Source organism: Schinkia azotoformans LMG 9581 (genome assembly GCF_000307855.1).
Lineage (GTDB): Bacteria > Bacillota > Bacilli > Bacillales > Bacillaceae_J > Schinkia > Schinkia azotoformans.
The window spans coordinates 16603-29263 of sequence record NZ_AJLR01000040.1 but is presented as its reverse complement, the minus strand read 5'-3'; the positions used below and the strand labels follow the sequence as shown (position 1 = coordinate 29263).

Sequence of the window (12661 nt, the reverse complement as noted above, 5' to 3'; positions counted from 1 at the left end):
AGCCAAATCCTCTAAGTCGTTTTTTTTGTCAAAAATATTCATGGATTTTTTTATTAAAAAACCACCTAAAAAAAACATGTGAAATATAATTGGAAATACAAATAGTAATAAAACTCCAATACCATTTCCATTTCTTGTATCGAATTATCTTAGTGTATTTAACAATCAATACTTCATTGCCCACTACAAATGAAGTATGAATAATACAGTACAACATTTTAATCCAAATATTTCTTTTCTCAGGGTAATAGAGGTTATACAGAATGCTTAATGTTGGATAAAAAAAATATTCAAAACAAAAACTTCCTTTATATGCTTTTCTGAAAAAGGGGCGATATGGATATTGAATTAGTTTCTTTTCGGCGACAAGTAAACCAAATATCCAAGTTATGACCTGTTTAAAAAGAAAAGGCACTATTGCGTAACGAACCTTATTTTTCGGAACAAAATTTAACAATAAAAATGCACTTAATGCATATGCAGAGGCAATTATCACTCTTTCCTTTCGATAAGCCATATCAGCCTCCACCTTCCCTACGATTCATTAACTAACTATAAATATTTTTTACCTTTTGTTTAAAATCTATTCCTTAACTGAAGGACGTGTCTTTTAAATTTCTATAATAATCGGAAGAATCATCGGCTTTCGTTTTGTTTCTTTGAATACATATTGGCCCACTGATTTTCTGATATTTTGTTTAATTTCACTCCATTGCTTTCTACTTGTCACATCTATATCGTCAACTGTTTTAATTATAAGCTTGTTAATGTCCTTCAAAAGTTGCTCAGAGTCTTTCACAAACACAAATCCACGAGAAATGGTATCCGGGTCAGAGACTAATTTTTTATCCCGTTTATTCATCGTCAGTACAATAACGAGCATACCGTCTTCAGCGAGCTGCTTTCGATCACGCAACACAATCTCCCCTACATCACCGACGCCAATTCCATCAACGTAAGTATCCCCAGCGTCAATTTTTCGGGTCTGTCTGGCAACAGAACCTTCTATATCAACGACATCACCATTAGTCATAATAAAAGTATGATGATCCTCTACCCCAACAGATTCGGCAAGCTGTCGGTGAAGGTGCAGCATACGGTACTCGCCATGAACTGGTATAAAATATTTGGGCTTCATCAAAGTTAGCATTAGTTTCAAATCCTCTTGATAGCCGTGTCCGGAAACGTGCATACCCGTTGTACTTCCCGATCCATATATCACTTTTGCACCGAGGGCAAACAGGTTGTCGATGATCTTTGTGACACTGCGTTCATTTCCTGGAATTGGTCCAGCCGCTAAAATCACCGTGTCACCAGATGAAATCTCAGCACCTCTATAGTCGCCAGTGGAAAGGCGGGCCAGTGCCGCAAGGGGTTCACCCTGACTACCCGTACAAAGAATCGCAACCCGTTCTGGCATCATTGTATTGATTAAATTAGGCTCAATGATCATCCCTTCGGGTACATCTAAATAGCCCCGTTCGATTGCAACTTGAACGACATTCACCATACTTCGTCCAAGCAGCGCAAGCTTTCGGTTTGTAATCTTACATGCTTCTACGACTTGTTGGACTCGATTAATATTGGACGCAAAGGTTGAGAGAACTACTTTTCCTTCTGCTTTTAAAAACGCTTCCAATACATGATCTCCAACTATTCTTTCAGATGGCGTTAATCCTGGACGTTCTGCATTCGTACTTTCCGATAATAGCAACAACACGCCATCTCTACCAATATCCGCCATTTTATGAATTTCTGAATATTCGTTATTGGCAGGTGTTAAGTCAAACTTAAAATCGCCAGTATGGACGATTTTTCCTTCTGGTGTATCAAAAACAATCCCGAGACAATCAGGTATACTGTGGTTTACTTTAAAAAAGCTAACACGGATGTCACTAAATGATAAAGTTGAGTTGCTGTTAATTTCCTTTAGTTCAGCCTCTCTTAGAAGTTGATGCTCTTCTAGCTTTAGTTCAATTAACCCCAATGTAAAACGGGTTGCATAAACAGGTACTTTCAATTTCTTTAAAAAATACGGTACCCCGCCAATATGGTCTTCATGACCGTGCGTAACAATCAATGCCTTTACCTTTTCTTTGTTTTCTTCCAAATAAGACATATCCGGGATAATTAAATCGATCCCCAATAAACTTTCATCCGGAAATTTATTGCCACAATCAATGACGATAATATCGTTGGCATTTTCAATGATATACATATTTTTCCCAATTTCATTTATGCCGCCTAATGCAAATATGGATAATACATTCTCTTTTTCGCTCACGTTTATCCTCCTGCAATCAATAATTAGTTGTAGTATAACCGATTGGGAGATTTATCATTAAAAAATACTGGGAAATATGAATATGGCAAAGGTAAAAAAATAAATATAATTTATCAAGTTTTTATATTTTACACTTTCTCAATGATGTTTTAAAATAGGCTAAAATGGGGTAAAAGGAGTTTATTTAATGAATAATAAAATCGATATAATTGCGCGTAGAATCCTTGGTTGGAAGCTCAATAGATGGGATCGTTGGTATGATCATGAAAATGGTACTTACATACATGAATCTGAATTCCAGCCGGAACAAGAGCTTGACCATGCAATGCGAATCGTTGAAAAACTAGAAAAGTTCGGATATACATATACTGCAAAAGATGAAAAAAATGTTTGCTTTAACGGAGTATGTGGTACCGGGGAAACGTTAGCACAAGCGATTACGAATGCAGCCTTTGAACTGGCAGATAATCCCGCAATTGATCCGGGTTGGCTGTAAATTTTTTAAAATACAGGACATAAGCAGAGGGTTCTCCTCTGCTTATTTTTTTATTGCATTAGTGTTTTAACTCTATTAAGTAAAGAGGATTTCCTTCGGGATCACTGAAGTAGGCAATTTTAGTTGCTCCTTCTTCCATGATAGGTTGGAATTCAACCCCACGGGATTCTAACAATTTTACAGCTGAATCTAGTTCTTGTACTTCCAATGCAATATGAATGCTTCCTGATTTTCCTGAATGAGATTCTTGTCCCGCGCGGGGCTGCACTAGTCCAATTGCCAAACCTGGTGCTTCAACCTGCACAAGATGCCCTTCTATTTTGAATTGCACCTTTAATCCAAGTGTTTCCACGTAAAATTGTTCCGCCTTATTTAAATCTTCTACTTCTATTGTCACAGCACCACTCTTGAACATTTTATATCCCTCCATTATTTTCTATTCTATTTTATTATATTTAATAATTCATTTTGTTTGCAAATGCTATGCTTTTTTGGAATAGACTTATTTTAAAAGAACATAATAACTAAATTGGAGGGGGTCAAATTTTATTAAATTTGGTTCAATATGATAATATTGGAAGCAGAAACAATATGGGAGGAATTGATGATGTTACCGAACTTTGAAGAAAATTTACACAAATACGCAAAACTTCTAGTAGCAAAAGGCCTTAATGTGCAGCCAGGTGATTGGGTAAAGATGACCATTACAGTAGATCAAGCGCCCTTAGCACGTCATGTTACGAAAGAAGCTTATGCCTTAGGTGCTGAAAAAGTGATTGTGAAATGGTCCGATGATGAAATTACGAAATTGCATTATCTTCACCAACCTACAGAAGTGTTAACAAACATTCCGCAATATGAAATTGAGGAATCGGAAGACCATGTCTTAAATCATCGCGTTTGCCGACTTTCGATTATTTCAAGTGACCCTGGCCTACTAAATGAAATTGATCCTGCAAAAGTGGCTGCTTACCAATCTGTATTTGGCAAAGCGTTCCATGTACAACGAAAAGCAACACAAAATAATGATTTGAAATGGACAGTTGCGGCGGCTGCCGGTGCTGGTTGGGCTGCTAAAGTATTCCCTGAGCTTGCTACATCCGAAGAACAAGTAGATGCTTTATGGGATCAAATTTTTAAAACTTGCCGTGTCTATGAGGATGACCCCATTGCTGCATGGGATGCCCATAAGAAGACATTGGAAGAAAAAGCGACAAAATTAAATCAAATCCAGTTTGATGCTCTTCACTACACTGCACCTGGTACTGATTTAACTTTAGGCTTACCTAAAAACCATATTTGGGCAAGTGCAGGAAGCAATGATCCAAAAGGAGTAGAATTTATCGCCAATATGCCAACTGAGGAAGTGTTTTCTGCACCAGATACACATCGTATGGACGGTGTCGTACGAAGCACGAAGCCACTCAGCTATGCTGGAACATTGATTGAAGGAATCGAAGTTCAATTCAAAGACGGCAAGATTGTCGACATTTCTGCGGAAAAAGGCGATGAAACGATTAAAAAGTTGGTCTTTGACAATGAAGGAGGTACGGGCTTAGGGGAAGTTGCACTTGTCCCAGATCCATCGCCAATTTCACAATCAGGGATTACATTCTTTAATACACTATTTGATGAAAATGCTTCGAATCATTTGGCAATTGGTTCCGCCTACCCTACCAACATAAAAGGTGGTACTGAAATGAGCCAAGAAGAATTATTAAAACATGGGGTGAACACGTCTACAGTCCACGTAGACTTCATGATTGGTTCAAAGGAAATGAATATTGACGGCATTAAACAAGATGGCACCGTTGTTCCAATTTTCCGTAACGGGGATTGGGCGATTTAAGTTCTCAATCATAAATAATGCTCCTACTATAATCAAATCTTGATTAAGAGTAGGAGCATTTTGTTTCAGGTGAAAATGTATTCCACCTCACCATTTTTCTCTATGATTTTTAAATTATACTGTTCCAGAAACCATGAATCCTCATTAGTAAAATAAAACGTAATCCCTTCTACCTCAGTTTTAATCGTGATATCCCTTTCTTTTCCAATAGAGATCCCAAGATAGTAGGATGGGTGTGCTGTTGGAATACCCCCATAAATTTTTACAACAAAACGAACAAAATCCCCCGGTTTTAAATCCATTTCAGATGCAAACCATTTTGCTGCATCCTCACTTACTTCCAGCTTCATTCGGACACCTCTTTAAGCTCCACTTTTTTCCATAACTGCAAAGTAGTTATTTTCAAAATTACTCCATCTTCTGGTTTCTATATAAATTGTTGTTCAAAACGAATTACTTTATTCCCCCACTAACATTATTATTCTTTCCTAAACTAATACATCAAATGAAAATACAACAATCATGATAAGCTGTATAATTCCTTTTGCAAACGTTCCGCTTAAAAAAGCTATTAAGGTGGCAAATGCTACTTTTATTGATTCCTGGAAGGTTTTCTTTTGGATAATTTCAGAGATTAAAACCATTGCGAATGGCACGATGATGACTCCAAAAGGTGGAATCACAAAACTGCCGACTATTAACCCTATCGCTGCGGCTCTCATTCCCCATTTTGTTCCCCCAGCTTTATCGACAAAATGAAGATTCGCTAAATAATCGGCTAAAAATAATAAAATCGTTAAGATCACAAACAACGTCCATGAAATCCAAGAAAGTTCATTTGGATTAATTCCAAAATGATATAATACTACACCACCCCATATCATTACAACTGCTGGAATGATGGGATAGACAAGTCCTACAAAACTCAGGATGAAACAGGCAATAATAATAATCCAAAAAATAATGTCTACGATCGTAATCACACCTTTTTTATTTATCTGCTTCCATACAAAATCTTTATACTGTTCTTACGTCTTAAAAAGGGTAGAGGTTTCAACTATATATTCATACTACTTCGCAATGAACTGTGAATGAATTTTTTTATTAAGGAAAAAATAAAGGTAAAAGGAGGTATAAAATTGTTATGGTTTTTCTTATTAAATTTGTGACTTGTATAGTGGCCTATGCAGTGGCCCTTGATCTATTTTTTGATGCGACATGGACGGATATTATATCGTTTAGTCTGCTGACAACTGTAGTTTCCTATTCTTTAGGAGATCGAATTTTACTGCCGCGGATTGGAAATATGAATGCTATTATTGCTGATTTTCTCCTTTCTTATTCGATTGTTTGGGCATTTGGAAGTGTACTTTTGAACAGCTATTTGCAGATCGCTTGGGGCAGTATCATTTCAGCGGTCATTATTACAGCCGGGGAGTATTTCGTACATCGTATCCTTCTTAAGTCCATACTGGAAGAAAACAAAAACAGAGGCGGCGCTCCTGGAAAGCTTGCTTATGCAATGGAAATGGGCGAGGAAAACGAACCTCTTAAAGAGAAGTAATAACAAAGGCGGAGTCCCAAAATATGGACTTCCGCCTTTTTCCTTTTCTATCCAACGTTTTCGTTTTCACTAGAACTTTCAACCGAATTTTTCTTCTTCATTCTATATCCTACATAAAGAATCAAAAACCAAATTGGTGCGACAACCAAGGCTATTCGCATTCCTTCAATAAAGGCCATCAAAACAATTACAAGTGCCAAAAATGCTAGTGCCAAATAGGTTGATATTGGATGGAGTGGCATTTTAAATGCTAATTTATTAACTTCATCCTTTGTTTTTGACTGTCTGAACTTTAATTGCGTAATCAAAATAATCGTCCAGCTTGTTATTACAGCAACAGTTGCTATAGATGAAATATAAATAAATACTTTTTCAGGAACAATATAATTTAAAAATACAGCTAATAACAGGATTGAGGAAGAAAATAGGATTCCTCGTCTTGGAGTACCATACCTATTGAGCTTTCCGAAGTATTTTGGTCCATTGTTTTGTAAAGATAAATTATAAAGCATTCTCCCTGTACTAAATAAACCACTATTAAAGGCAGACAACGCCGCTGTTAACACGACAAAATTAATAATATGGGCTGCCCCGGGGATTCCAATTTTATCAAAAATTAACACAAACGGACTTCCATTCGTCCCTATTTCGTTCCAAGGATATAAAACCATCATAATGCCTAATGCCGCAATATAAAAAATTAGAATTCTCCAGACAACATTGTTGATGGCTGATGGAATTGATTTCTGCGGGTTTTTAGCCTCTCCGGCGGTAATCCCAACAAGTTCAACTCCACCAAATGAAAACATAACTAACACTAAAGACATTAAGATCCCTGACACTCCATTAGGAACAAAGCCACCATGTACCCAAAGATTGTCAAAGCCTATTGGGTTACCACCATTGCCGATACCAAAAAGAATAATTCCTAAGCCTACAAGGATCATACCGATAATAGCAACGACTTTTATCAACGCAAACCAAAATTCAAACTCGCCAAAGGCTTTTACATTCGCAATGTTTATCATAGAAATTAAGACAAGTGCCACTAAAGCACTGACCCATTGTGGAATATCCGGGAACCAGTAATTGACGTAAACACCGACAACGGTTAATTCCGCCATTCCAACAACGACCCACATGAACCAATATGTCCAACCAGTTAGGTAACCCGCAAATGGTCCTAAATAACGGTTTGCATAGGAACTAAAAGAACCGGAAACTGGCTCATCAACAGCCATTTCGCCCAACGCTCTCATAATTGTAAATATGACAAGGCCTCCGACTAAATAGGAAATTAAAATTGATGGACCTGCCGTTTGAATTGTAGAACTTGAGCCATAGAAAAGCCCCACACCTATTGCACCGCCAAGTGCTATGAGCTGGATGTGTCTATTATCTAACCCCCGTTGTAGTTTTTCTTTTTCATGTTGTTTTTTCACACATCTATCCACCTTTCAAATTTATACATTTATTATTCTAGAATAACCAAAAAAGTTTCATTTTTCTATATAAAAGAAAATTCACCATATTCATAAAATTTACCATTATAATATTAGATTGAAAAAAGAGGCAGTCCAATACGCGATTAATTCCATTGGCTACCCCTTTTTTCGTATTATTGCTGTTTCCATATTTCATTCATTTTATTTGACACTAACGGATAAAAATATTGGGTTGCACTCTTTGTTGTATTTCCACCAAAAAAGGCAGTCCCCGGACATGTTTTAACAGCAGCCCCTTGACTGTTATCCAGTACCCTATTCCCTGTTCGCAAATCCCACCAACGATGGTAAGTAATTGTATCAACCGATGGAGTTAAGCCAAACTTAATGCACAGCAGGGCTGTAATGTACACGATGGTTTCCTTTTGCTCCTTTGTCATCACATCAAAACCTTGGTCAAAGTTCCCAACGTGTTCAATCATGATCCCAGCATGGTTCGCCCCCCACCCTATAGTCCCTTCAGGAGCAACGTTGAATGGTCTGGAAACCGCTATTTTTCCATCAGGAAAGGTCGTGATGTTTTGCGCAATATTGTTCCATTTCATCGTTTGTCTATGATAATTTTCCATCCCTTTTAACAACGAAAAATGGTTGCCACCTTTAAAGTGCTTGTAGGATGGCGCCCATGTATGATGCTGTTGGATTAAATTAATTTTTCTGCTAAATTTATGATTTAGCAGCCATTCCTTAAATTCTTCCCTTGTCATCAGAATGTGCTGGCCCTCTATAGACATTCTTTTTGGCGAGATCTTCATTTTTTGCCCAACAGTTAATGCATCTGATGAAAGCCCATTGGTTATTTTTATCGTTTCAACTGTAGTATTAAATGCTGTTGCAATTTTCTGCAATGAATCCCCTGCCACAACTTTGTAGATAACAGGAACTTTTAATTTTTGTCCTACAAACAATAAATTAGTTTGCAATCCATTGGTTACTTTTAAATCCTTAACCGTTGTGTCAAATTTGACCGCTATTTCTTCTAATGAATCTCCGGATTTCACATAATATAGATTCCCGGGATTGTTGCCGGCGGCATTTGCAAGATCCGTATATATGAAAAGGTAACTTAACAATATCAACCCAACCACAAAGATTTTCTTCAATTTCATTATGATATCCTTTCTTTGTATTTCTGCTTAGTTTGGAATATCAGTAAAGAAATTATGTGGGACTTAGGGTCGGGTTCTCCGGCTCAATTGGCGGGTGGGATGGGACATGGGGTCGGGAACTCTGGCCCAATTATTAAATAACGCTCTCTTCCGCCACTACTTGGTTTTTAGTCGATTTAACACTTGAGATGATCACGCTGAGAAATACTAAAAATGCACCAATATATCCATTAATAGACATGATTTCATGGGCAAAAACGTACCCAAATATAGCTGCAAAAACTGGCTCTAACGAGAAAATTAATCCGGTCCGTGTTGGTGATGTGTACTTCTGGGCAACAATTTGGATGATAAACCCAAATCCACTACAGACGATGGCAAGGGTAAGAACAGCAAACCAACCCTTAAGTGTCGACGGGAATGTAGGTGTTTCAAAAATAAAGGAAAATACTAAACCATATAGGCAAGCAAACCCTAATTGTAGAATGCCGACATTTAGCGTATCAACTTCCTTTGCCGCAACGCCTGCCACAGTGATATGTAGGGCATAAAACAAAGCGGTCCCGATACATAATAAATCTCCGGTCATAATTTTAAACGGAGGGTGGATGGTCAGAAGTGCAATTCCGGTTAGAGCAATCAAAATGCTAAGTAATAATCTCAGCTCGAGTTTCTTTTTGAATATAAAAATGGAAAACAACGGGACAAATATGACCGTTAGGCTAACTAAAAATCCTGCGTTCGTTGTTGTCGTTGTGTTCAAGCCGTATGTGACCGTGACAAATACAAGAAATAAAAGAAAACCCAAAAGTAGCGCATATTTGATTGTTTTAAAATTAGTGTGTCGCAATCTTTTTGAAAAAACAGCCGCAGCGATTAGAAATGCGATGCCGAACCTTAACGCAATTAAGGTAAACTCTCCTACTGCATCAAGACCCATTTTCATTAAAAGATAGGACGCCCCCCAACCTACCGTTGCCAATAATAGCAATACATCTGCCCTTAGCTGTGTCACTTTCAATTTCCCCCTCCATTTTATAGAACAAAACCATTATACTAAGAGGTATAAAACAAGTAAAACGAATGTTTCTTATAGTTAACATGAGTAAAACTAATGTATTTTAAAATGGAGGTGACCTTATTTTGAGCATTAATAAGTACAAGGTTTTTAAAAAGGTGGTCGAGCTTGGAAGTCTAACGAAAGCAGCGGAAGCACTGGGATTCACCCAATCAGGGGTGAGCCATCTGATTAATAGTCTTGAGGATGATGTCGGGTTTTTATTACTCTCACGAAATCGGTCCGGCGTAAAATTAACGGAAAACGGAGAAATGATTTTAAAAACAGTATCGGAAATTTTAAAATGGAATGAACATTTAGAACAGCAGGTTGCCGCGATTCATGGGATTGAATTGGGAACCATACACATTGGAACCTTTACAAGTGTATCCGTTAACTGGCTTCCCGGAATCATCAAGGATTTTCAACACGATTATCCGAATATATCCGTTAACTTTATCGAAGGAGATTATCGAGAAATTGAAGATTGGATTGCAGACGGAAAAATTGATTGCGGCTTCCTTTCACTTCCGACAAGGGATGCGTTTGATGTGATCCCGTTAGCTAAAGACCAAATGCTCGTTTTATTGCCTATTGATCATCCATTAAGCACTAAGTCTGTTCTTAGTTTGGCTGATATAATGGAAGAACCTTTTATTATGCAAAGAAAAGGTGGAGATGATGATATCAACAGGGTGATTGAAGGCACTCCCTTTAAACCTAAGATAAAATATACGGTGGCAGATGATTATGCAATCATGGCAATGGTTGAAAAAGGGCTCGGCATCAGTATACTTCCCGAACTAGTTCTGCGGGGACAACAGCGAAAAATTAGGTTGATCGGGCTCAAGGAGCCAAAATACCGCTCACTTGGTATAGCCGTGAACTCGATGAAACACGTGTCGCCTGCGACCAAGCGGTTTCTGGATTATGTGCAAAAGTACCCAGAGTTGAAAGTGTAGAACGGTTAATAAATGACTGTTATCTGCTATCAAATGGGAGCAGAACTCGGTTTGGTAAGGATAATCCAGCATTATCTATAACCAAATAGGCGCAGACCCCTGTTTGGTGAGGATAAATCCGCGTTATCTATTATCAAATGTGTGTTGACTCTGGTTTGGTGAGGATAAATCCGCATTATCTATTATCAAATGTGTGTTGACTACGGTTTGGTGAGGATAAATCCTTGATATCCATAAACGAAGATAAGTGACGGTTTGATTATGGATAATCACCTATTATCCATAATCAAACCAGTAAAATGATGCATTGGTTCTTGATAAAATCAAGTGTATTTGCTATTTCAGCAACTTCAAAATTCGCTTAAACTGCTCCCCTTCTGCTGTTTCCATTAGCTCATACAATGCCATTTCCACACTAGTCCACTGAATTCCCGCATACTTCATTTTTTCAAGCCCGATCTCTTTATTTAACGAGACGCGCGAAGATACTGCATCAGCAACAACCTCCACCTCATAACCTAAATCCTTTAACCCAGTAGCTGTTTGATACACGCAAATATGTGTTTCAATGCCCGCGATCAGTATTTGTTTACGTCCGGTCTTTTCGATGGCCTCCATAAAGTCGGGATTTTTGCAGGCGCTGAATGTGATTTTTCTGATAGGTTCCATCCCAGCTAAATGGGCCGTTAATTCCTGATTCGTTGGACCCAAACCTTCAGGATACTGCTCAAGCCAAACAATCGCAACATCAAGTAAACGTAGCCCTTGAATTAAGTTCTTTAGATTGGCGATCATCTTTTCACTATCCTGCACAATTTTCGATAACTTCCCTTGCACATCTACTAGCACAAAAACCGTATTTTCTTTATTTAACATGTCATCTTTCTCCTTCACCTATAACTCTATGTAACCCTCTTCCCTGCTTTTATTTTACCATATACTTACATCTAAACCTATTTATTCAAAGGGCTACTAAATACATTAATGCTATTTGCCTGGTAAAACTAATTGAAAAAAGAAAGGGTAAAAACATGCAGGGTACATTTAAAAAGCTATTTATTCTATCCTTATCGGTAAATCTTTTGCTTATCTTTTTCATCGTAAAATTTAATAGGAACGAGGAGGAAATCCATGCTAAAGCCCCGGATTACCTCCAGAACAAAATATATATGATGAGAACAAGCCTTTTTGATGTATATCCAACGAAACAAGCCAATGTCGTTATGCTTGGAGATTCAATAACCCAGGCAGTTGATTGGCGCGAATTATTAGAAAGAAATGATGTTGTTAATCGTGGGATTCGTGGTGATATTACGGAAGGAATGTTAAATCGGCTTCATTATATTTATAAATTGAAACCTAAGATGGTCTTTCTAATGGGTGGGATTAATGACATTAGGTCAAATGAGACTGCACCCGAGGAAATCGCTCGTAACCACCGAAAAATTGTGACTGAATTAATCGATCGGCAAATTAAACCTGTTATTACCTCCACACTCTACGTTTCTTCATCTGAAAGAAAACACAAGAAGATTAATCAGAAGGTGGACGAGCTAAATAATATGTTAAAAAAATTAGCTACTGAAAATGAGGTCCCATTCATTGATTTAAACAGCAAATTAGCAAATGGACATACATTAGATCAAAAATACACGATTGATGGCGTTCATCTTATGGGGAACGCTTATCAAATATGGGGCGAACAAATTTCAGAAGAACTAAAAAGAGCCGCAGGGTCGGGAACTCTGGCCGAGGAAACTCTAGCCCACAAGTATAATTTCCCAATTTGTTTCAAACACTAAATTTATCTTTTTGATAATGAAACGGAGGTTTTA

At 37.6% G+C, this 12661-nt stretch carries 14 protein-coding genes; 5 read left to right on the top strand and 9 right to left on the bottom strand.

All coding sequences use genetic code 11. From position 1 onward, the window contains the following. Positions 1 to 28: 28 nt before the first annotated feature. Both BAZO_RS04430 and BAZO_RS04425 read right to left on the bottom strand, forming a co-directional pair. A complete protein-coding gene (locus BAZO_RS04430) occupies positions 29 to 517 on the bottom strand; it encodes a CBO0543 family protein (RefSeq protein ID WP_003330102.1) in 489 nt (162 codons plus the stop codon). A 93-nt stretch (positions 518 to 610) separates the two neighbouring features. Continuing rightward, positions 611 to 2284, bottom strand: a complete 1674-nt coding sequence (locus tag BAZO_RS04425) for a ribonuclease J (RefSeq protein WP_003330101.1) — start codon at positions 2282 to 2284, stop codon at positions 611 to 613. 187 nt (positions 2285 to 2471) lie between these two features. Between BAZO_RS04425 and BAZO_RS04420 the strand changes: the two genes are divergently transcribed. Further along, the gene (locus tag BAZO_RS04420) at positions 2472 to 2780 is read left to right on the top strand and encodes a BC1872 family protein (protein ID WP_003330100.1); all 309 of its coding nucleotides are present in this window, start codon (positions 2472 to 2474) and stop codon (positions 2778 to 2780) included. Between the two features lie 58 nt (positions 2781 to 2838). On the opposite strand, the gene BAZO_RS04415 is transcribed toward BAZO_RS04420, so the two are convergent. Further along, a complete protein-coding gene (locus BAZO_RS04415; protein ID WP_003330099.1) occupies positions 2839 to 3195 on the bottom strand; it encodes a VOC family protein in 357 nt (118 codons plus the stop codon). Between the two features lie 189 nt (positions 3196 to 3384). On the opposite strand from BAZO_RS04415, the gene BAZO_RS04410 reads away from it, so the two are divergent. Further along, complete coding sequence (locus tag BAZO_RS04410) at positions 3385 to 4629, top strand: aminopeptidase (protein WP_003330098.1); 1245 nt, start codon at positions 3385 to 3387, stop codon at positions 4627 to 4629. Between the two features lie 65 nt (positions 4630 to 4694). Here BAZO_RS04410 and BAZO_RS04405 read toward each other — a convergent pair whose 3' ends face one another. Then, entirely contained in the window at positions 4695 to 4979 is a 285-nt protein-coding gene (locus tag BAZO_RS04405) for a HesB/YadR/YfhF family protein (RefSeq protein ID WP_003330097.1), read from the bottom strand. Between the two features lie 138 nt (positions 4980 to 5117). Continuing rightward, complete coding sequence (locus BAZO_RS04400) at positions 5118 to 5612, bottom strand: DUF456 domain-containing protein (RefSeq protein WP_003330096.1); 495 nt, start codon at positions 5610 to 5612, stop codon at positions 5118 to 5120. Positions 5613 to 5773: 161 nt separating this feature from the next. Between BAZO_RS04400 and BAZO_RS04395 the strand changes: the two genes are divergently transcribed. Further along, entirely contained in the window at positions 5774 to 6193 is a 420-nt protein-coding gene (locus BAZO_RS04395) for a YndM family protein (protein WP_003330095.1), read from the top strand. A 47-nt stretch (positions 6194 to 6240) separates the two neighbouring features. On the opposite strand, the gene BAZO_RS04390 is transcribed toward BAZO_RS04395, so the two are convergent. From BAZO_RS04390 to BAZO_RS04380, 3 genes are all read right to left on the bottom strand, one after another. Next, positions 6241 to 7635 (bottom strand): amino acid permease, encoded by a 1395-nt coding sequence (locus BAZO_RS04390; protein WP_003330094.1) that lies wholly within the window; start codon positions 7633 to 7635, stop codon positions 6241 to 6243. Positions 7636 to 7811: 176 nt separating this feature from the next. Further along, positions 7812 to 8807: a peptidoglycan recognition protein family protein gene (locus BAZO_RS04385; RefSeq protein ID WP_003330093.1), complete on the bottom strand. Its 996-nt coding sequence runs from the start codon at positions 8805 to 8807 to the stop codon at positions 7812 to 7814. A gap of 133 nt (positions 8808 to 8940) precedes the next feature. Further along, a complete protein-coding gene (locus BAZO_RS04380; RefSeq protein ID WP_003330092.1) occupies positions 8941 to 9822 on the bottom strand; it encodes a DMT family transporter in 882 nt (293 codons plus the stop codon). 128 nt (positions 9823 to 9950) lie between these two features. Between BAZO_RS04380 and BAZO_RS04375 the strand changes: the two genes are divergently transcribed. Continuing rightward, positions 9951 to 10826: a LysR family transcriptional regulator gene (locus BAZO_RS04375; protein ID WP_003330091.1), complete on the top strand. Its 876-nt coding sequence runs from the start codon at positions 9951 to 9953 to the stop codon at positions 10824 to 10826. 336 nt (positions 10827 to 11162) lie between these two features. Here the strand turns inward: BAZO_RS04375 and BAZO_RS04370 are convergent, their stop codons facing one another. Next, positions 11163 to 11702 (bottom strand): hydrolase, encoded by a 540-nt coding sequence (locus tag BAZO_RS04370; RefSeq protein WP_003330090.1) that lies wholly within the window; start codon positions 11700 to 11702, stop codon positions 11163 to 11165. A 155-nt stretch (positions 11703 to 11857) separates the two neighbouring features. Between BAZO_RS04370 and BAZO_RS04365 the strand changes: the two genes are divergently transcribed. After that, positions 11858 to 12628 carry a GDSL-type esterase/lipase family protein gene (locus BAZO_RS04365; RefSeq protein WP_003330088.1) on the top strand — a complete coding sequence of 257 codons (771 nt, stop codon included), beginning with the start codon at positions 11858 to 11860 and terminating at the stop codon, positions 12626 to 12628. Positions 12629 to 12661: the final 33 nt, after the last annotated feature.

What these genes read in the sequence shown, in the direction of transcription:
- BAZO_RS04430 (WP_003330102.1), bottom strand. Translation starts at nt 517, where the DNA reads ATGGCTTATCGAAAGGAAAGAGTGATAATTGCCTCTGCATATGCATTA.
- BAZO_RS04420 (WP_003330100.1), top strand. Translation starts at nt 2,472, where the DNA reads ATGAATAATAAAATCGATATAATTGCGCGTAGAATCCTTGGTTGGAAG.
- BAZO_RS04415 (WP_003330099.1), bottom strand. Translation starts at nt 3,195, where the DNA reads ATGTTCAAGAGTGGTGCTGTGACAATAGAAGTAGAAGATTTAAATAAG.
- BAZO_RS04410 (WP_003330098.1), top strand. Translation starts at nt 3,385, where the DNA reads ATGATGTTACCGAACTTTGAAGAAAATTTACACAAATACGCAAAACTT.
- BAZO_RS04405 (WP_003330097.1), bottom strand. Translation starts at nt 4,979, where the DNA reads ATGAAGCTGGAAGTAAGTGAGGATGCAGCAAAATGGTTTGCATCTGAA.
- BAZO_RS04395 (WP_003330095.1), top strand. Translation starts at nt 5,774, where the DNA reads ATGGTTTTTCTTATTAAATTTGTGACTTGTATAGTGGCCTATGCAGTG.
- BAZO_RS04385 (WP_003330093.1), bottom strand. Translation starts at nt 8,807, where the DNA reads ATGAAATTGAAGAAAATCTTTGTGGTTGGGTTGATATTGTTAAGTTAC.
- BAZO_RS04370 (WP_003330090.1), bottom strand. Translation starts at nt 11,702, where the DNA reads ATGTTAAATAAAGAAAATACGGTTTTTGTGCTAGTAGATGTGCAAGGG.
- BAZO_RS04365 (WP_003330088.1), top strand. Translation starts at nt 11,858, where the DNA reads ATGCAGGGTACATTTAAAAAGCTATTTATTCTATCCTTATCGGTAAAT.